The sequence below is a fragment of the Rhodoferax sp. GW821-FHT02C08 genome (genome assembly GCF_059421805.1).
On record NZ_JBWKVR010000003.1, the window covers coordinates 131233 to 151381 of the forward strand.

Genomic DNA, 20149 nt, shown 5'->3' on the forward strand with positions numbered 1-20149 from the left:
GGCAGGTTCTAACGGTTTTGCCAATGCGCCCGTGCCCGATCCAGGTCCTGCACGGTGTCTACATCCAGCACGCAGCCGGCATCAAATACTATTAATTTTGTAGCTGCTTGCGCAGGTAGTATCTGCGCTGCACCGCGATTTCCTTTGAGGTTTTCCAGCGCCTCGCCACAGGCGGCCGAGAAGCGCACCGGGTGCCCGCGCTGGTCTTCGAATACCGGCACCAGCATGTCGGTCGGCATGGCAGCGGTGGCGATCTGTCGCAGCGTCGCCGCTTGCACCAGCGGCAGGTCACCGGGCAGGATCAGCCAGCCTGGTGCATCGCGCGTGGCGCGCACGGCGGCGGCGATGCTGTCACCCATGCCGGGGTGGCCGGCATCCTCCAGGTGCCAGCGCAGGCCGCTGGTGCGCACGGCGGCCAGGGTGCGCTGCAGCACAGTCAAGCCATGCAGATCGGCCTGCAGTTTGTGTACCGTGCCGCCGGACGCCAGAAAGCGCTCGCCGCGGCCGGAGGCCAGCACCAGCACGACGGGTAGGGTTTCAGGCATGGACGCTGCAGGCGCGTGCCTTGAGGGCGTCGGCGGGGTGGGTGGCAGTGTTCTTGACCTGGATGATTTCGGCCAGGATGGATACCGCAATTTCCGCCGGCGTGCGCGCACTTATGCGCAGGCCTACCGGGCCGTGCAGTCGCTCCAACTGGACATCGTTCAGGTCGAAGTGTTCGGCCAGGCGCTGCTTGCGCTTGGTCTGGTTGCGTTGCGAGCCTAGGGCGCCCACGTAGAACGCATCGGAGGTCAGCGCCTCCATCAGCGCCATGTCGTCGAGCTTGGGGTCGTGCGTCAGGGCAACGATGGCCGTGTGGGCATCGGGCTGCAGCGCGCGCACCACATCGTCGGGCATGCCGTCCAGGCGCCGCACGTTGGCCGGCAGGGCCTGGGCATATTCCTCGCGCGGGTCGCACACCAGCACCTCGAAGTCCAGTGCGGTGGCCATGCTGGCCACGGCTTGCGACAACTGGCCGGCGCCTATCAGCAGCAGGCGCCAGCGCGGGCCGAACAAGGTGGTCAGCGTCTGGCCGTCGAAGGCCATGGCCTGGTCGCGGCGGGCGTTGCGCAGCTGTACCGCGCCGCTGGCCAGGTCCAGGCTGCGGGCCACCAGTTGGTGGTCGGCGGTGCGCTGCAGCAGCTCGGCGATCCAGTCTGTGTCATGTAGTGGTTCCTGCACCAGGCGCAGGCTGCCGCCGCAGGGTAGGCCGAAGCGGGCGGCTTCGTCTTGCGTCACGCCGTAGCTCAACAGGGTGGGGCGGCCTTGTGTGGGCCGAGCGCGGGTGTGTAGATCGTCCTCGATACAGCCTCCCGACACCGAACCACTGACCAGACCGTCGTCGCGCAGCGCCAGCAGTGCGCCAGGCGGGCGTGGGGCGCTGCCCCAGGTTTCCACCACGGTGAACAGGGTGGCGCTGTGGCCGGCTTGCAACCAGGCCAGGGCATCGGCCAATACGCGTAGATCGAGACTTTCCATCCGTTCATCGTAACGTGCGTTGGAACTTGGGCGTGCTTGTTCTGCTTTCCAGCGCGGTTGGTGCATATGCATATGCGGCGGCAAGTAAAATCTTGGACTGTATTAAATCCACAACAAATCGGAACGTCTTTCATTTTGACGGCAGTTTCTCGAAAGTCTTTTCCGAAAACCAGCATCCATGCGGTTTTCAAAAGCTTTTTTGATTACGGTCCGACCACCCTCTCTAAAAAAGCGCGCTGGTTCCCAACCATCTGAAAAGCGCCTAATATCTCCTTATGCCTCGTTACAACGCCCCCTTCGAAATCCACGTGCATGGCCAGGTGCCTTTGCGTACTGACGTGACGTTCCAACAAGTTCAGGATGCGCTCAAGCCGCTGTGGAAATACGCCGGCGCCAAGTCCCTGGCCGATGCGGCGGGCAGCGCTTACGAGGAAGAGCCCGGCATCCAGTTCGATGCCGTGGAGCACATGTTGCAAATGTGCTGGACCGTGCCGGGCGATGAAGATTTCAAGCAGGCTTTGGACGAAATGTGCATGAGCCTGAACGAGCTGGCCGACGGCGGCGCCTCCATCGAAGTCACGTTTTATGACACCGATTTCGATGAGGACGACCAGGAAGCCACCGACGATTCCCGCGACGACTTCATGATGCTGTTTGTTGGCCCCACACCGGCCGCCATCATGCAGGTGCAGCGTGACCTGCTGGTGCAGGACGTGGTCAACATGATGGAGCGCCACTTTGACGCATCCGAACTCAACGGCGTGGTGAACGAGATCGACCAGCTCTTCACCCGGCGCTTTGATGCCCTGGTGAATTCGCTGGAGCTAGGCAAACCGCCACGCGGCCCCGGCGGCTCTGGCGGCACCGGTGGCCACGGCGGCGGCGGTCGCCGTCCGCGCCACCTTCATTAACGCCATCGCGGTTTTAACTCCAGGGATACCGTGGGACCGGCTTTGCCGGACCACTGGTATCGCCCCCTGCGTGTCACATCCGTTTTTCAAACCGATGTGAGGGGGGTTGGCGAAAAGTGCGTAGCACTGTAGCCTGGGGGTGAGCAACAGTTACCAGCGCCCGGCGATGTTTTTTAGCAGCTGGTTGCTGGCCGCCAACAGGCGGTTTTGCACATCCAGCAGGCTGCGCTGGCCCGACAGTACGCTGGCCTGGGCCGTCACCACTTCCAGATAGCTCACCGTACCGCTTTGGTACTGGTTGTTCACGATGTCCAGCGCACGCTGCGCGGCAGCCACGGCCTCGGTCTGGAGTGCGGCCTCTTGTTGCAGGCTGGCGGCGATGACCAGGTTGTCTTCCACCTCTTGCAAAGCCGTCAGCACCGTCTGGCGGTAGTTGGCCGTGGCCGCATCGGTGCTGGCGCGGGCCGAATCCACATTCGACTGCCGCAAGCCGCCATCGAACGCCGCCAGGGCCAGCGAGGGCCCGAGCGACCACAGCAAGTTCGGCGCACTGATCAAATTCGCCAGGCTGCTGCCGCGGTAGCCCGCGCTGGCTGACAGGGTTAGTGCCGGGAAGAACGCGGCTTGCTCCACGCCAATTTGCGCGTAGGCGGCGGCCACTCGGCGTTCAGCTGCGGCAATGTCCGGCCGGCGCTCCAGCAACTTGGATGGCAGCAGCGCGGGCACGGCCGGGGTCTGCGGCAGGGTGGCGGTGCGCGCCAGCTGGAAGTCGGCAGGCGCCTGGCCCAGCGCCACCGCCAGCGCGTGCTCCAGCTGGGAGCGGTTGCTGTCGGACTCCACTAGCTGGGCGGCCGTGGTCTTGAGCTGGTTTTCGGCTTGCGCCACATCGGATGCCGCAGCAACGCCGCTGCGGTAGCGGTTGCGTGTCAGGTCCAGTGAGCGCTGGTAGGCCTGCAGCGTGCTGCCCAGCAAGGCCGATTGGGTTTCCGCTGCTCGCAGCGAAAAGTAGGTTTGGGTTACGGTGGCGTGCAGTGACAGGCGTGCTGCCGCGAGGTCGTCCTGGCTGGCCTGCAGCCGGGCCTGGTCGGCGCTGACCGCACCCGACAGGCGCCCCCACAGATCCAGCTCCCAGCTGGCGCTGCCTGACAAGGTGATGCTGTTGTTCGCGGATGTACCCGGGCTGGCGCTGCGGCTGGCCGTCAGACCGGCGCCCAGCGTGGGACTTAGCGCCGCGCGGCTGCTGCCCACGGCGGCCAAGGCCACCCGCACCTGGGCGGCGCTGGCCAGAATGTTCTGGTTTGCTTCTACCCGGGTTTGCAGGTCGTTGAGTACGGGGTCGTTGTACAGCTGCCACCAGGCGTCGGGCACCGCTGCCGCCTGCGGGTTGGCGCTTTGCCAGTTGCTGTTTTCCTTGAATGCCGCGGGTACGGCGGTGGCAGGGGCCCGGTAGGGCGGTGTGCTGCTGCAGGCGGCCAGCAGGGCTACGGCCAGGGTCGTCAGCGGGTAAAGAACTCTAGGCAGCATCGCTGGCACTCCGAACAGAAACAAAAGAGGGCTTGCGCCGGCCTTGGAAGCGGGTGCGCAGCCGGTCTATGGCCACGTACACCACGGGTGTGGTGTACAGCGTCAGCAGCTGGCTCAGTATCAGCCCGCCCACCACGGCAATGCCCAGGGGCTGGCGCAGCTCAGCACCATCACCCCGGCCCAGCGCCAGCGGCACCGCGCCCAGCAGGGCGGCGGCGCTGGTCATCAGGATGGGGCGCAGACGCAGCTGGGCCGCCTGATAGATGGCCTGGGCGGCGCTGATGTTGGAGCGGCGCTGCGCCGCAATCGCAAAGTCGATCATCATGATGGCGTTCTTCTTCACGATGCCGATCAGCAGGATGACGCCGATCATGGCGATCAGCGAGAACTCGGTGTTGAACAGCTGCAGGGCGATCAGCGCGCCCACACCGGCCGAGGGCAGGGTGGACAGGATGGTGATGGGATGCACCAGGCTCTCGTACAGAATGCCCAGCACCAGGTAGATGGTGACCAGGGCCGCCAGTATCAGCATGGGCTGGGTGCTCAGCCCGTCCTTGAAGCTCTTGGCCGTGCCCTCGAAAGAGCCGCGTATGGACACCGGCACGCCCAGCTCGGCAATCGCATTGGTGATGGCGTCCGTGGCGCTGGACAGGCTACCGCCCAGCGGCAGGTCAAAGCTTATGGTGGTGGCCGGCGTGCCGCTCTGGTGGTTGATGGACAGCGGCGCCAAGCCTAGCTGGGTGCGCGATACGCTGGGCAGCGGCACCGCCTGGCCCGTGGCGGAGATCAGATTCACATTGGCCAGCGACTCTGGCCCTTGCAGGTATTTGTCCTGCAGCTCCATCACCACCCGGTACTGGTTCAGTGGGTTGTAGATCACGCCCACCTGGCGTTGGCCAAAGGCGTCGTTCAGCGTGGTGTCTATGCCGCGCACGGTCAGGCCCAGGCGGGCGATGGCGTCGCGGTCATAGACCACCGAGGTTTGTATGCCGCTGTCCTGCTGGTCGGAGTTCACGTCCTCCAGTTCGGGCAGGCGTGTCAGGGCACCGCGTATGCGTGGCTCCCAGGCGCGCAGGTCTTCCAGGTCGTCGGACTGCAGGGTGTACTGGTAGCTGGAGTTGGACTGGCGCCCGCCCACGCGGATGTCCTGCTGCTGCGACATGAACAGGCGCGCGCCGGGCTCCTTGGCCAGCTTGTTGCGCAGCCGGTCAATCACCTCGTCGGCAGACTCCTTGCGCTCGGAGCGCGGCTTCAGCGCCATGAACATCTGCGCCGTATTGCGCTGGCTGCCGCCGGTGAAGCCCGTCACGTTCTGTACTGCCGGGTCGGCCTGCACGATGGCCAGAAAGCGCTCCAGCCGTTGGCGCATGGCCTGGAACGAGGTGGACTGGTCGGCGCGGATGAAGCCGTTCACGCGGCCCGTGTCCTGGGTGGGGAAGAAGCCTTTTTCAATGCTGCCGTACAGGTGCACATTCAGTGCCACCACCGCTACCAGGGCCAGCAGGGTCAGCGGTTGGTGGCGCAGCGCCCAGGCCAGGGAATGGCGGTAGCCGCGCAGCAAGCGAGCCTGGGCCGCGCCCAGCCAACGCGTGAGGCGGGACGGGTTGGCATTCTTCACCTGCGGCCGTAGCAGCGCCGCGCACATCATGGGCGTGGTGGTCAGCGACACCACCATGGACACCAGGATAGACGCCGATAAGACCACGGCGAATTCGCGGAACAGTCGCCCGACTACGCCGCCCATCAGCAGAATCGGGATGAACACCGCAATCAGCGACAGGCTGATGGACACCACGGTAAAGCCGATCTCGCGCGCACCCTCCAGCGCCGCCTGGCGCGGCGTCTTGCCGTGCTCCATGTGGCGGGTGATGTTCTCCAGCACCACGATGGCGTCGTCCACCACAAAGCCGGTGGCCACGGTCAGCGCCATCAGCGACAGGTTGTCCAGTGTGTAGCCGCACAAGTACATCACCGCGAACGTACCTGCCAGGGACACCGGCACCGCCACGCTGGGCACCAGGGCCGCACGCACGTTGCGCAGGAATAGGAACACCACCATCACCACCAGCGCCACCGAGATCACCAGCGCATGCTCCACCTCGCGCAGGGATGCGCGGATGGTGGGCGTGCGGTCGGACACCACATCCAGGTCGATGGCGGCGGGGATGGTGCTTTGCAGATGCGGCAACAGGGCGCGCACCTTGTCCACCGCGTCGATGATGTTGGCGCCGGGCTGCTTGTACAGCAGCAGCAGGATGGCGGGCTTGCCGTTGGCCACGCCGTAGTTGCGCACGTCTTGCACTGAATCTGTCACCTCCGCCACATCCGACAAGTGCACGGCGCTACCGTTTTTGTAGCTGACGATGAGTGGCGCGTAGTCGGCGGCGGTGCGGGCCTGGTCGTTGGCGGTGATCTGCCAGCTGCGCTGGCCATCGTCCAGCAGGCCCTTGGGGCGGTTGGCGTTGGTGGCGGTCACGGCCACGCGGATGTCGTCCAGCGCAATGCCATTGGCCGACAGGCGGTTCGGGTCCAGCCGGATGCGCACGGCCGGCAGGGCGCCGCCACCCACGTCCACCTGGCCTATGCCCTCCACCTGGGCCAGGCGCTGGGCCAGCACGGTGGAGGCCGCGTCAAACATCTGGCCGCGCGTCAGCGTGGCCGAGGTCAGTGACAAGATCATCACCGGCGCATCCGCCGGGTTCACCTTGCGGTAGGACGGGTTGCTGGGCATGCCCGTGGGCAGCAGGCTGCGGGATGCATTGATGCCCGCCTGCACATCACGCGCGGCGCCGTTGATGTCGCGGTCCAGGTCAAACTGCAGGGTGACGCGGGTGCTGCCCAGCGACGAGCTGGACGTTATTTCCGTCACCCCGGCAATGGCGCCCAGCGCCCGTTCCAGCGGCGTGGCCACGGTGGCGGCCATGGTCTCCGGGCTGGCGCCGGGCAGGGATGCCGATACCGAAATGGTCGGAAAGTCCACCTGCGGCAGCGGCGCCACCGGCAGCAGAAAGAAGCTGAGGATGCCGGCAATGGCAATACCCAGCGTCAGCAAGATGGTGGCGATGGGGCGCTGGATGAAAGGGGCCGAGAAGTTCATGCCTGCACCCCTCGAAATTTACAAGAAATAGGCCTCTGGCGCAGGTAGTACCTGCGCAGGCAGCTATTTATTCCATAGCAAGTGGGTGCGTGTGGCATGGCCTGCATCACGCCACCCCGGTGCCTCGCCAGGCGCGCCAGCGCTGCGCCAGGCCGGTAAAGCCCAGGTAGATCACCGGCGTGGTGAACAGCGTCAGCAGCTGGCTGACGATCAAGCCGCCCACCATGGTCACGCCCAGCGGGTGGCGCAGCTCGCTGCCCACGCCGGTGCCCAGCATCAGCGGCAGGGCGCCCAGCAGGGCCGCCAGCGTGGTCATCAGAATCGGGCGGAAGCGCAGCAGGCAGGCCTGGTGGATGGCGGCGCGTGGGCTCAGGCCCTGTTCGCGCTCGGCGTCCAGCGCGAAGTCGATCATCATGATGGCGTTCTTCTTCACGATGCCGATCAGCAGCACGATGCCGATGATGGCGATGATGTCCAGGTCCAGCCCGAACAGCAGCAGCGCCAGCAGCGCGCCCAGCGCGGCCGAGGGTAGGGTGGACAGAATCGTCACCGGGTGGATGAAGCTCTCGTACAGCACACCCAGCACGATGTACATGGTGACGATGGCCGCCAGTATCAGCAGCAGCGTGTTGTTTAGTGATGCCTGGAAGGCCAGCGCCGCACCCTGGAAGCTGGTTTCTATGCTGGCCGGCAGTTGCAGCGTGGTCAGCTCGGCCTGGATGGCGCTGACAGCCTCACCCAGCGAATGGCCCGGCGCGGCATTGAAGGACAGCGTGGCCGAAGGGAACTGGCTGGCATGGTTCACCGCCAGCGCAGCCGGCCTTTCAATCACCCGCGCCACGGCAGACAGGGGTACCTGCACGCCGGCGGTTGCGCCCGGCACATACAGGCCGGCCAGGGCCTGCGGCCCCAGCTTGTCGTGCGGTGGCACCTCCAGCACCACGCGGTACTGGTTGGACTGGGTGTAGATGGTGGACACCAGGCGCTGGCCAAAGGCGTTGTACAGGGCCGTGTCGATGGTGGCCACGCTTACACCCAGTTGGCTGGCGGCGGCGCGGTCTATTTCTACATAGGCCTGCAGGCCCTGGTCCTGCACGTCGCTGCCCACATCGGCCAGCTGCGGCAGGCCGCGCAGGCGGCGCAGCAGCTCGGCGGCGTTGCTGTTGAGCTCGTCAAAGTTGGGGCCAGACATCAGGAACTGGTACTGCGTCTTGGCGATGCGGTCCTCGATGGTCAGGTCCTGCACCGGCTGCAGATACAGCTCGATGCCGGCCACCTTGCGGCTGGCTTGCGATAGGCGCTGTAACACCGCCGCAGCCGACTCGCCGCGCTGCGCCTTGGGCAGCAGATTGATCAGCATACGGCCCTGGTTCAGCGTGGTGTTGGCACCGTCCACACCGATGAAGGAGGAGACGCTTTGCACCGCATGGTCTTTCAATATTTCCTCCGCCAGCGCCTGCTGCCGATCCGCCATGCCGGCAAAGGAGGTGCTTTGCGCCGTCTCGGTCATGGCCTGGATCACGCCCGTGTCCTGCAGGGGGAAGAAGCCCTTGGGCACCACGAAGTAGAGCAGGCCGGTCAAAGCGGCCGTCAGCACGAACACAATCAAGGTCGCGGCCTGGCGTGCCAGCACCCAGTCCAGAGCGCGACCGTAGCCGTGGATCAGCCGGTCAAAAAACTGGCCAGTGGCCTGGTAGATGCGGCCATGGCTTTCCTCGGGCGTGTGCTTCAGCAAACGCGCGCACAGCATGGGCGTGAAGGTCAGCGACACCACGGCTGAGATCAGGATGGACACCGCCAGCGTGATGGCGAATTCATGGAACAAACGCCCCACCACGTCGCCCATGAACAGCAGCGGTATCAGCACCGCGATCAGCGAGATCGTCAGCGAAATGATGGTGAAGCCGATCTGCTTGGCCCCCTTCAGCGCGGCGGCCATGGGTTTTTCGCCTTGCTCCACGAAGCGGGCGATGTTCTCGATCATCACGATGGCGTCGTCCACCACGAAGCCGGTGGAGATGGTCAGCGCCATCAGCGTCAGGTTGTTGATGGAAAAGCCGGCCAGGTGCATCACGCCAAAGGTGCCTACCAGCGACAGCGGCACGGCCAGGCTGGGGATCAGCGTGGCCGAGCCACTGCGCAGGAACACAAAGATCACCGCCACCACCAGCGCGATCGCCAGCAGCAGCTCGATCTGCGTGTCTTCCACCGATGCGCGTATGGTCACCGTGCGGTCGGTCAGTATCTGCACATCCAACGAGGCGGGCAGGGTGGTTTGCAGCTGGGGCAGCAGGGCCTTGATGCGGTTGGCCGTGTCGATCACATTGGCGCCGGGCTGGCGCTGGATGTTCAGGATGATGCCGGGCAGGGACTGGCGCTGCGAGGCCTCGCAGCGGCCCGCGGCGGCGGCCGGGCAGACGCCGGCCCAGGCGGCCAGGCGGTTGTTCTCGGCGCCGTCCACCACGTTGGCGATGTCGCGCAGGCGGATCGGCGAGCCGTTCTTGTAGGCCAGTATCAGGTTCTGGTATTCGGCGGCGGAGCGCAGCTGGTCGTTGGCATCGATGGTGGATGCGCGCTGCGGGCCGTCAAAGCTGCCCTTGGCCTGGTTGTTGTTGGCATTGGTGATGGCGGTACGCACATCGTCCAGCGCTAGGCCGGCGGCGGCCAGCGCGCCCGGGTTGGCCTGGATGCGCACGGCGGGGCGCCCGCCACCGGCCAGCGCCACCAGGCCCACGCCGGGCACCTGCGACAGCTTGGGCGCCAGCCGGTTTTCCACCAGGTCGTGGACCCGCGTGATGGGCAGCGAGGGCGAGGTGATGGCCAGCGTCAGAATGGGCGCATCCGCCGGGTTCACTTTGCTGTAGGTCGGCGGCATGGGCAGGTCGCTGGGCAGCAGATTGCTGCCGGCATTGATGGCGGCCTGTACCTGTTGCTCGCCCACGTCCAGCGACACATCCAGCGAAAACCGCAGCGTGATGACCGAGGCCCCCCCCGAGCTGGCCGAGGACATCTGTGCCAGCCCCGGCATCTGGCCAAACTGGCGCTCCAGCGGCGCGGTGACGGAGGATGTCATCACGTCCGGGCTGGCGCCGGGGTAGAGCGTGGTGACCTGGATGGTGGGGTAGTCCACCTCGGGCAGGGCGGATACCGGCAGCAGGCGGTAGGACAGCAGACCGGCGATCAAGATCGCCACCATCAAGAGCGATGTAGCGACCGGACGCAGGATGAAGATGCGCGACAGGTTCATGGTGCCCCGGCTTTAGCCGCCGCTGGATTCGCGCTGGCGGCGGCGCTCGCGGGCTTTGTCGATGAAGTCCTTGCGTTCCTCGGGCGTCATTTTCAGGAACTTTTCCTGCTCCTCGGGCGGCAGCCGGTCCAGCCAGCGTGGGCGCTCTGCACTGCTGGCCGCGCTGGACGCTGCACTGGCGGGTGCTTCAGTTTTTGTAGCTGCCTGCGCAGGATTTATCTGCGCTGGAAGCGTATTTTGTATAGAGGACGATGCAGCATCCGCAGGGGCTGATGCGTTCTTGCGGCGCGGCCTGCCGGTGTCGTTATTGGCGTTGGCGGAAGGTGCGGCAATCACCTCCACCTTGGCGCCGTCACGCAGGCGGTCGGCGCCGTCGACGATGACCTTGTCGCCCACCGATACGTCACCCTGCACGCTGACCACCTCGCCGTCGGTGGTCCCCATGCGTACCTTGCGCACGTTGACCGTGCCGTCGTCCTTTACGGCGTAGACAAAAGTGCCCTGGGCACCGCGCTGGATGGCGCTGCTGGGCACCACCATGGCGCCGCTCAGCACGTCCAGCTGCAGGCGCACATTGACGAACTGGTTGGGAAACAGCTTGCCGTCGGCATTCGCAAACGCGGCCTTGAGCTTGATGGTGCCGGTGGTGGTGTCGATGGCGTTGTCGGTGCTGGTGACCTGGCCCTGGCCGAGCAGGGTTTTCTGCTCGCGGTCCCAGGCCTCTACCTGCAGCGGCGTCTGGGTTTTCAGGCGGCGGTTGATGACGGGAAGATGGGTTTCGGGCACCGCAAACACCACGTTCAACGGCTGCGTCTGGGTGATGCTGACCAGGCCGTTGGTATCGCTGGTCTGCACCATATTGCCCACGTCCACCTGGCGGAAGCCCAGCCGCCCGCTGATCGGCGCGGTGACCTGGGTGTAGGAGAGCTGCAGCTTGGCGTTGTCCACCTGGGCCTGGTCGGTCTGCACCGTGCCCTGCAGCTGGCGCACCAGTGCGTCCTGCGTGTCCACCTGCTGCTTGGCAATGGAGTCCTTGGCCAGCAGGTCTTTGTAGCGCTCCATGTCGAGCTGGGCGTTGCGCAGCTGGGCCTGGTCGCGCACCAGCTGGCCTTGCATCTGCGCCAGCTGGATCTGGTAGCTGCGCGGGTCGATCTGCGCCAGCACCTGGCCGGCCTTGACCATCTGGCCTTCCTGGAAGCGCACCGACTGCAGCACGCCCGACACCTGTACCCGCACGACGGCCGTATTCAGCGCGCTGATACTGCCAATGGCCGGCACCAGTACCCGCACGTCCTGGGCTCGCACCGTGGCTACCGACACCGGCTGTACCCGGTTGTTGCCCGTGAAGCGCCGGGCGCCGCTGGCAGCACCTGCGGGCGCGCTGGCGGCACTGGCCGGCCCGGCGGCGTTGCTAAGCGCCGGGTTGCTGCGCTGCCCCCACCACCAGCCCCCACCCGCCGCCGCGGCCACCAGTACCAACACACCCGCAAAGCGGATGCTGGAGCGCCCCTGTTGCTGTGTTGCGCCGTTGTCAGTCAAGAGGGAGTGGGTCATGGGGCAGTGTGCAGAAGAAGAGGGTCAAACCGCAGAATGTGCGCATACTACGATGTAGAAGTATCGCCGCATGTGAAGCCCGCATGAAGTCGCCAGCTTTTACGCCCGGTTTACCTTGGCAGCGCCGGCAACGCTCGGAGTGCTATGCAATAGATAGCTGCTGGTGCAGGTGTTATCTGCGCTGAAGGCTGGTTTTATTCAGGCCCGCGAAAGCGAGCCAATGGCAGAAGTGCTGGGGCGACCCAGAGTCGTCCATCGCCGCGGTGCGGCGCATCCTGGAGGCGACCAACTACCTCTAAAGGCGAAGCGATCGCCTCGCGCGCTGGGATTCGTTGGAATAAACGGGGGAAGTGTGGGGCAGCATGCAGATGCTGCCTCAAAAAAGAAGGTTGACGAGCCTTAGCCCCGGCACTGGCTCCACAGTTAGAGCTGCTTGGTTCCCCACCTGACTCGGTTGGCCGCTTTACCATGCGGGAAGGCCCGTCAACGCGTATTGTAAGCCAAGGGAATAGCCTTTCTGCTGCGAGGTGCATGAAAAGCTAAGCCGCCTGTGGCGGCAAAACAGGGTGACGCTGCCCCTTAGAATCCAGCCATGTCTTATCTCGTGCTTGCCCGCAAATACCGTCCGCGCAGTTTCACTGAAATGGTGGGGCAGGAGCACGTGGTGCAGGCTCTCAGCAATGCGCTGACCACCCAGCGGCTGCACCATGCCTACCTGTTCACCGGCACCCGCGGTGTGGGCAAGACCACGGTCTCGCGCATCCTGGCCAAGTCGCTGAACTGCCAAGGCCCGGACGGTACCGGCGGCATCACGGCCAGCCCTTGTGGCGTGTGCCAGGCCTGCCGAGATATCGATGCTGGCCGGTTTGTAGATTACACCGAGCTGGATGCGGCATCGAACCGAGGCGTGGACGAGGTGCAGGCCCTGCTGGAGCAGGCCGTGTACAAGCCGGTGCAGGGCCGCTTCAAGGTCTTCATGATCGACGAAGTGCACATGCTGACCAACACCGCGTTCAACGCGATGCTGAAGACGCTGGAAGAGCCGCCCGAATACCTGAAGTTCGTGCTGGCGACCACCGACCCGCAAAAAGTACCCGTCACCGTGTTGTCGCGCTGTCTGCAGTTCAATTTGCGTCCGATGGCGCCCGAAACCGTGCTGTCGCACCTGACCCAGGTGCTACAGTCTGAAGGCGTGCAGGCCGAAACTAGTGCTTTGCGCCTGTTGTCGCGCGCCGCGCGCGGCTCCATGCGCGATGCCTTGTCGCTGACCGACCAGGCGATTGCCTTTGGCAGTGGCCAGCTGGAAGAGGCCACGGTGCGCCAGATGCTGGGCAGCGTGGACCGCAGCTATGTGTTCCGACTGATCGAAGCGCTGGCACTGGCCGATGGCAAGACGGTGGTGGAAACGACCGAAGCCCTGCGCCTGAATGGCCTGAGCGCGGCATCCACGCTGGAAGAAATGACCAGCGTGCTGCAACGCATGGTCGTGATCCAGGCCGTGCCTGAAAAAGCCCAGGTCACAGACGACACCGACCCCGAAGCCGCCGATACCGCCCGCCTGGCCGCAGCCATGCCGGCCGACGAAACCCAGCTGCTCTACAGCATGTGCCTGCATGGCCGCGCCGAGCTGGGCCTGGCTCCGGACGAATACGCCGCACTGACCATGGTGCTGCTGCGCCTGCTGGCCTTCAAACCTGGCCAGTCCAAAGCCGCAGCGGAAAAAAAAACTCTGATTGAAGCTGCGCCGCGTGTTGCGCAGGCAGCACCGACACCAGTAGCCGCAGCGCCTGCTGCTGTACCTGTGCCTGTGGCACCTGCTGCACCCGTGCCGTTGCCGCAAGCTGTGGCAGCCCCCGTGGTGCCTGCTCCGCCGCCTGTGTCGGTTGCCCCAGTCATCCAGATGGCGCCCGTACCTGCGCCTATTGCCGTTCCTGAAGCATCGCCCAAGCTATCCGTTCCTGTCGCAGCCGTGGAGCCACCGCAGCAAGCTGCGTCGGCAGGCCCGGCCCGGGCCGCCACTGCTCTTGTGCATACGGAGGAGGGTGACTTCTGGCAAAGCACGGTGCAACAACTGGTGGCGACCGATGCCGTCACGGGCTTGGCGCGTGAGCTGGCCCTGCAATCGCAACTGGTATCCCATGCGGACAGCCGTTGGGTCATACGCATAGAGCGTGAGTCGCTGAACCAGCCCATGAGCCGCGAACGTCTGCGCGTTGCTCTTGACGCCATTAACCCCGGAGCCAGCCTGGACGTGGAGGTCGGCCAGGTCGTGGACAGCCCTGGCCGGCGCAACGCGGCGGCGGCCGCAGAAAAGCAACGCATCGCGGAAGAGATCATCCTGGGTGATCCGCTGGTGCAATCCCTGATGCGAGACTACGGCGCGAAAATTGTGCCCGGTACGCTCAAACCTCTGTGATGGCTCACCCCCAGGCTACAGTGCTGCGCATCTTTCGCCAACCCCCTTGCAGGGGGCAACACCTGCAGCCTGGCAAAGCCAGTTCTGCGGTGTTACTGGAAGGTGTATGTTGCGTCTTTAGCGATGGTGATCTATGAAAAACTCTTTTCACCTCAACTTACTAAACTAGGAAAAAATATGTTCAACAAAGGACAACTCGCCGGCCTGATGAAGCAAGCCCAGGCCATGCAGGACAACATGAAGAAGGCCCAGGACGAGCTGGCTTTCATCGAAGTTACGGGCGAATCCGGTGCCGGCCTGGTCAAGGTGCTGATGACCTGCAAGCACGATGTCAAACGCATCACCATCGACCCCAGCCTGCTGGCCGACGACAAGGACATGCTGGAAGACCTGGTGGCTGCCGCCTTCAACGCCGCCGTGCGCAAGGCCGAAGAAACCACCCAGGAAAAAATGGGCAAGCTGACCGCTGGCATGCCTGGCTTACCTGGCGGCATGAAATTCCCGTTTTAATGGAACACCCCCAGGCTACAGTGCTGCGCACTTTCCGCCAACCCCCTTGCAGGGGGCAACACCAGCAGCCTGGCGTAGCCAGTTCCGCGGTGTTTCTGGAATCGGCGTCTTTAAACTTGGTTTGTGCCTTTTTAGGCCGCTAGCGCATATGGAATCTGCGCAGGCAGCTACTGAAAATGTAGCAAAAGGTTTGCATGTCTGATACTAGTGCGTTGACCGCCTTGATACAAGGCCTGCGCCGCTTACCCGGTGTCGGAGTGAAGTCGGCGTCGCGCATGGCGTTTCATTTGCTACAGCATGACCGAGAGGGCGCGCAAATGTTGTCGCAGGCCTTGGCCCAGGCTGTGGGCAATGTGCGGCACTGTGAGTTGTGCCACACCTTTACCGAAAACGCTATCTGCGATACCTGCCAGGATGAGGCGCGCGATGCGTCCAAGCTGTGCGTGGTGGAGAACCCTGCCGACCAGTCTGCGGTGGAGCGTACCGCCGCCTACAAGGGCCTGTACTTTGTGTTGATGGGCAAGATCAGCCCGCTGGATGGTGTGGGGCCCAAAGACATAGGGCTGCAGAAGCTGCTGGACCGCGCCAGCAATGGCATCGTGCAAGAGGTGATTCTGGCCACCAACTTCACCGCCGAGGGCGAGGCTACCGCCCATGTGATCAGCGTGGCGCTGAAGGCCCGTGGCTTGCAGGTCACGCGCCTGGCCCGCGGTGTGCCGGTGGGCAGTGAGTTGGAGTACGTGGACCTGGGCACGATTGCCCACGCTTTCGTGGATAGACGTTAACCCTAGGAACGTGCTCACGGTCTCTTTGGGGTTGCGCAGGTGCCTTGTCGGGATGCACTGCTAGGCGCAAAACCCAAGGCAAGGCTGGTGCCTTGCCTGGTTTTGTAACGACGCAGAGCGCCCGACAAGGTACCTGCCCTTCGGGTTGGGGTGAAATCGGGCGATTTGTCCGCCATAGCCCTTGCATGGGCAGAGAGCCCATGCTGCGGTCTACGACGACCAACTCATCCCGATTGCACCCCAACGCGACCCCAAAGAGACCGTGAACACGTTCCTAACTCGAAGCGTTACGGGCAAACCCGCACGGGGATGGCCCCAATAGGAAACGGGCTGGCGGTCTTTAAGCTGGGTGCATACCATCATGCACCTTACATCCATTCGCCGCCGCACTTTCACCGCTTCCATGGCTGCTTTCGCTGCGAGCATGGCAGTTCCGGTGCTGCGCGCCCAGGGTCGTCTGGAGCGCAGCAAAGTTTCCTTGGTGGTGGACGGCGAGGCCGCGCTCTACCATCTGCCGCTGACCATTGCCGACCAGTTGGGCTACTTCAAGAGCGAGGGGCTGGACCTGGATATCAGCGATGTAGTGGGCGGCGCGCGCTCGCCACAGGCAGTGTCTGGCGGCCCGGTGGATGTGTATGCTGGCGCGTTCGAGCAGACCCTGACTTTGCAGGCGCGCAACCAGTATTTCCAGGCATTCGTGCTGCAATGCCGGGCCCCCCAGATTGCGCTGGGCATATCGATTCGCAGCCTGCCTGATTACCGTACGCTGGCCGATCTGAAGGGCAAGCGCATAGGCGTATCGGCCTTGGGATCGCCAGGCCATACGGTGGCAAATGTGGTGCTTGCCAGGGCGGGTATCCATCCGGGCGACGTGCAGTTCGTGGCCGTAGGGGCGGCGTGGATTGCGGTGCAGGCGCTGCGCTCTGGGCAAATTGATGCAATCAGCAACAGCGACCCGGTCATGGCCATGCTGGAGCAAAAGGGCGATATCCGGGTGGTGGCCGATGCGCGCACACTCCGCGGTACCCGCGACGCCATGGGTGGCGGCATGCCCGCAGCTTGCCTGTATGCACCACTGGACTACATCCAGAAAAATCCCAATACCGTGCAGGCCCTGGCCAACGGCATGGTGCATGGCCTGAAATGGCTGCAGACCGCCGGCCCGAGCGACATCATCAAGATCGTGCCCGAGAGCTATTTTCTGGGTGATCGCGCCTTGTACCTGGCATCTTTCAACAAGGGGCGCGAGGCCATCTCGCTGGATGGCATGCTGGCCGAAGACGGCGCCAGGCTGGCACTGAAGGCGCTGGGTAGTTTTGACATCAGCATGGGCAACGCCCGCATCGATCTGTCGAAAACCTATACCAACGAATTTGCCCGCAACGCCAAGGAGCGTTTCAAGGCTTGACGCCACAGGGGCATCGCCAGCCCGTTAGCGTTTGCGTGGCTTCTTGACGATCACCGGTTGCTTGCTGGTGCCGCTGGTCTTGTTATTGGCCGTGCTGCGTGAGTGTTGCCCCGAGCGCTCGGTAGCCGCAGAGCGGCTGCCGGTCAATTTGACGGGCAGGAACAGCACCACCTGCTGGCCCGCCTTGAGGGCTGCGCTGGCTTTGATGTCATTCCAGTCCGCCACATTGCTGGCGCTGACGCCATACTTTTTGGCGATGCTGGCGACGGTATCGCGCTTGCCCGCCTTGACCGATGTCTTGCGGTTGACGATTTCGGGCGCCAGGCTGAGGTGGGCGGTGTCGGCCACGTGTTCGCTCACGTCTTGCATCAGGGCCGAGCGCGGCACGATCAGCGATGAGCCGGCCTTGATCAGCATGCGCGGCGGGATGTTGTTGACGCTGCGCAGGTCGTATTCGCTCATGCCAACCTGCTGTGCGGCGGCGCTGACGCTCATGGTGCTGGGTGCAGTCCAGGCCGTCCAACTGGCGTATTGGCCCTGCGTATAGGCCTCCAGATTGCGGGTAAAGATGGTGGCGTTGTCCCAGGGCAGCAGAATCTGCGGCGTGCCCGCCGCCAGGATCACCGGCCGGTGGGATGAGGGGTTGAGCGCCTTGAAATCATCCAGCTTCACATCGGCCAGCTTGGCGGCCAGGGCCACGTCGATGTCGCGCGTGATGTCCACGCTCTGGAAGTAGGGGTGGTTTTCGATCAGCGGCAGGTCGGTGCGGTACAGGTCGGGGTTGGCAATGATGTTTTTCACCGCCTGCAGCTTGGGCACATACAGCCGCGTCTCGGCGGGCATGTTCAGCTCGCTGTAGCTGATGCCCAGGCCGGCTTTCTGGTTGCGCGCAATGGCGCGGCTGACGCTGCCTTCGCCCCAGTTGTAGGCGGCCAGTGCCAGCTGCCAATCGCCAAACATGTTGTACAGCTTTTGCAGATAGTCGAGCGCGGCCCGGGTCGAAGCCAGCACGTCGCGCCGGTCGTCGCGAAACAGGTTTTGTTTCAGCTCAAAGTAGTTGCCGGTGGACGGCATGAACTGCCACATGCCGGCCGCCTTGGCGCTGGATACGGCTTGCGGGTTGAAGGCGCTTTCGATATATGGCAGCAGCGCCAGCTCGGTGGGCATGCCCCGGCGTTCCAGTTCTTCCACCACATAGAACAGGTATTTGCTGGAGCGCTCGGTCATGCGCTGGATGTAGTCGGGCCGGGTTGTGTACCACTGTTCGCGGTCTACCACCAGGTTGCTTTCCAGGTTGGGCATGGCAAAGCCACGGCGTATGCGTTCCCACAGGTCTGCGGGGGGCTTAAGCTGGGCCACGCCGCGCGAACTGGCTTCTGCGGCGGTAATCGGCTGCAGGCTGGCGCGGGGATAGATGGCGGTGTGTGCGGGTGTACCCGCTGTCGATTTGGCCGTGGCCAAACCGGCATCCGGGGTTGTGCTTGCCGGGCTGCCATCGGCCTTGGGGGCGATGTTGGCGCAGCCTGTCAGCCACACCATGACGGACAGGCTGAGAAGAGAGAGAAGTTTCATTAGAACTGATTTTTCCAGGTGCGAAGTGCGCCTAATACGCTGGCTTCATCAAAGGTGGTGGCATCGAACGCCCGTGCGGCCTGTTGTACCGTGGGCTGGCGGGTGCGCAAAAAAGGGTTGATCTGCAGTTCTAACGCCATGTTGGAGGGTAGCGTGGGCTCATTCGCCTCACGCTTGGCCATGCATGCGAGCTGGTATTGGAGCAGGGCGGAGTTGTCGGGTTCCACCACACGCGCAAATTTCAGGTTACTTAAAGTGTATTCATGGGTGCAGCACACACGGGTATTGCCTGGCAATGCTGCCAACGCGGACAGGGACGCGAGCATCTGCGCCGGTGTGCCTTCAAACAGGCGGCCGCAGCCACCCGAAAACAGCGTATCGCCACAAAACACCAGGGGCGCGCCTTGCCACTGCGGGGTATAGAAAGCGATATGCCCGGCTGTGTGGCCGGGCACGTCGATGATCTCAAACGTGGTGTCCAATACCGTGATGCGGTCGCCTTGGGCCAGCCTGTGCAGTGGTTCGGGAATGCGCTCGCGGGCCGGGCCGTAGACGCTTGCGCCGGTTGCCATACGCAATGCATCGACGCCACCGACATGGTCCGCATGGTGGTGCGTGACTAGAATGGCCTCTAGCTGCAAGCCATGCTGTTGCAGCGCGTGAAATACCGGCTGTGCGTCGCCCGGGTCCACCACCACTGCGCGGCGGCCGTCGTGCAACATCCAGATGTAGTTATCGGCAAAAGCAGGTAGGGCAAGCAAGTTCATGGGCAGCGAAATTATAGGTTTGCACGATTGGTTGAAGACCCCGCCCGGCCGCTACCTGCTGGATTGGGAGCGCGGGCGCTTCGATGAGGCAGTCGCGGACATATTTGGTTACCACGCCCTCCAGCTCGGGCTGGCGGAACTGCCAGGGCTGCAGAATAACCGCATACCGCATCGTTGGCTTGCGGCCCATGCTTTTGCCGAGCCGCAGGCTACAGACGTCCATGCCGAGCGGGCTACCTTGGTCACCGATTTTGCAGCGCTGCCGTTTTCTGAAAGTAGCCTGGACCTGCTGCTGCTGCCGCATGCCCTGGACCACAGCCCCGACCCCCATGCCACCTTGCGCGAGGTAGAGCGGGTGCTGGTGCCCGAGGGCAAGGTGGTGATTGCCGGCTTCAACCCGATGAGCCTTTGGGGCCTGCGGCAAAGCCGTGGTCACCTGTACCGCCGCATGGGCATAGGCGGTAGCTACTTGCCCGAGATGGGCGGCATGATTGGTTACTGGCGCCTACGTGACTGGCTGCGCCTGCTGAGCTTCGAGGTGGAGTCGGTGCAGTTCGGCTGTTACCGCCCCTCGGTACGCAGCGAGGCCTGGCTGAACCGCTTCGCCTGGATGGACCGCACGGGTGAGCGGTTTGCGCCCATCCTGGGCGCGGTGTACTTCGTGGTGGCCGTCAAACGGGTGCGCGGCATGCGCTTGATGGGGCCGCGCTGGAAGGTCCCCAAGGCGCTGGCCAACGCCCCCGTGCCGATTGCCAATCGGGATGCCAACCGCCATGGGTAGAACCTGTTCAAGGTTCATCTGGTAAAAACGACGTTCCCGAATCCTTATTAGAAAGCTGT

The 20149-nt window shown here is 64.0% G+C and carries 14 protein-coding genes and 1 other RNA gene; 6 read left to right on the forward strand and 9 right to left on the reverse strand.

What is annotated here, in order from left to right; genetic code table 11:
• Positions 1–8: 8 nt before the first annotated feature.
• Both AC07VY_RS04735 and AC07VY_RS04740 read right to left on the reverse strand, forming a co-directional pair.
• On the reverse strand, positions 9–545 hold the full coding sequence (locus tag AC07VY_RS04735; RefSeq protein WP_495096558.1) for a nucleotidyltransferase family protein: 537 nt from the start codon (positions 543–545) through the stop codon (positions 9–11).
• On the reverse strand, positions 538–1518 hold the full coding sequence (locus tag AC07VY_RS04740; RefSeq protein WP_495096557.1) for an XdhC family protein: 981 nt from the start codon (positions 1516–1518) through the stop codon (positions 538–540). The genes AC07VY_RS04735 and AC07VY_RS04740 overlap by 8 nt, the downstream gene beginning before the upstream one ends.
• Positions 1519–1793: 275 nt before the next feature.
• Between AC07VY_RS04740 and AC07VY_RS04745 the strand changes: the two genes are divergently transcribed.
• Positions 1794–2429 carry a DUF6806 family protein gene (locus AC07VY_RS04745; RefSeq protein ID WP_495074656.1) on the forward strand — a complete coding sequence of 212 codons (636 nt, stop codon included), beginning with the start codon at positions 1794–1796 and terminating at the stop codon, positions 2427–2429.
• Positions 2430–2579: 150 nt separating this feature from the next.
• Here AC07VY_RS04745 and AC07VY_RS04750 read toward each other — a convergent pair whose 3' ends face one another.
• From AC07VY_RS04750 to ffs, 5 genes are all read right to left on the reverse strand, one after another.
• On the reverse strand, positions 2580–3953 hold the full coding sequence (locus AC07VY_RS04750; protein WP_495096556.1) for an efflux transporter outer membrane subunit: 1374 nt from the start codon (positions 3951–3953) through the stop codon (positions 2580–2582).
• Positions 3943–7050, reverse strand: a complete 3108-nt coding sequence (locus AC07VY_RS04755) for a multidrug efflux RND transporter permease subunit (RefSeq protein WP_495096555.1) — start codon at positions 7048–7050, stop codon at positions 3943–3945. The genes AC07VY_RS04750 and AC07VY_RS04755 overlap by 11 nt, the downstream gene beginning before the upstream one ends.
• A gap of 106 nt (positions 7051–7156) precedes the next feature.
• Positions 7157–10297 carry an MdtB/MuxB family multidrug efflux RND transporter permease subunit gene (locus AC07VY_RS04760; protein WP_495096554.1) on the reverse strand — a complete coding sequence of 1047 codons (3141 nt, stop codon included), beginning with the start codon at positions 10295–10297 and terminating at the stop codon, positions 7157–7159.
• Between the two features lie 12 nt (positions 10298–10309).
• Entirely contained in the window at positions 10310–11851 is a 1542-nt protein-coding gene (locus AC07VY_RS04765; RefSeq protein WP_495096553.1) for an MdtA/MuxA family multidrug efflux RND transporter periplasmic adaptor subunit, read from the reverse strand.
• Positions 11852–12239: 388 nt separating this feature from the next.
• Positions 12240–12336: signal recognition particle sRNA small type (gene ffs / locus AC07VY_RS04770), an RNA gene on the reverse strand.
• A gap of 107 nt (positions 12337–12443) precedes the next feature.
• Between ffs and dnaX the strand changes: the two genes are divergently transcribed.
• The 4 genes from dnaX to AC07VY_RS04790 all read left to right on the forward strand — a co-directional run bounded on the left by dnaX (position 12444) and on the right by AC07VY_RS04790 (position 16970).
• Complete coding sequence (dnaX, locus tag AC07VY_RS04775; protein ID WP_495096552.1) at positions 12444–14267, forward strand: DNA polymerase III subunit gamma/tau; 1824 nt, start codon at positions 12444–12446, stop codon at positions 14265–14267.
• A gap of 177 nt (positions 14268–14444) precedes the next feature.
• A complete protein-coding gene (locus AC07VY_RS04780) occupies positions 14445–14777 on the forward strand; it encodes a YbaB/EbfC family nucleoid-associated protein (RefSeq protein WP_315204821.1) in 333 nt (110 codons plus the stop codon).
• A 194-nt stretch (positions 14778–14971) separates the two neighbouring features.
• Positions 14972–15562, forward strand: coding sequence for a recombination mediator RecR (gene recR / locus AC07VY_RS04785; protein ID WP_495096551.1), 591 nt, complete (start codon positions 14972–14974; stop codon positions 15560–15562).
• Positions 15563–15923: 361 nt separating this feature from the next.
• Positions 15924–16970 (forward strand): ABC transporter substrate-binding protein, encoded by a 1047-nt coding sequence (locus AC07VY_RS04790; RefSeq protein WP_495096550.1) that lies wholly within the window; start codon positions 15924–15926, stop codon positions 16968–16970.
• A 24-nt stretch (positions 16971–16994) separates the two neighbouring features.
• Here the strand turns inward: AC07VY_RS04790 and AC07VY_RS04795 are convergent, their stop codons facing one another.
• Together AC07VY_RS04795 and gloB are read right to left on the reverse strand one after the other, a co-directional pair.
• Complete coding sequence (locus AC07VY_RS04795) at positions 16995–18542, reverse strand: transglycosylase SLT domain-containing protein (RefSeq protein ID WP_495096549.1); 1548 nt, start codon at positions 18540–18542, stop codon at positions 16995–16997.
• Positions 18542–19309 carry a hydroxyacylglutathione hydrolase gene (gene gloB, locus AC07VY_RS04800; protein ID WP_495096548.1) on the reverse strand — a complete coding sequence of 256 codons (768 nt, stop codon included), beginning with the start codon at positions 19307–19309 and terminating at the stop codon, positions 18542–18544. The genes AC07VY_RS04795 and gloB overlap by 1 nt, the downstream gene beginning before the upstream one ends.
• Between gloB and AC07VY_RS04805 the strand changes: the two genes are divergently transcribed.
• Positions 19308–20090, forward strand: coding sequence for a methyltransferase domain-containing protein (locus AC07VY_RS04805; RefSeq protein WP_495096547.1), 783 nt, complete (start codon positions 19308–19310; stop codon positions 20088–20090). The two genes, gloB and AC07VY_RS04805, sit on opposite strands and share 2 nt — an antisense overlap.
• Positions 20091–20149 lie beyond the last annotated feature (59 nt).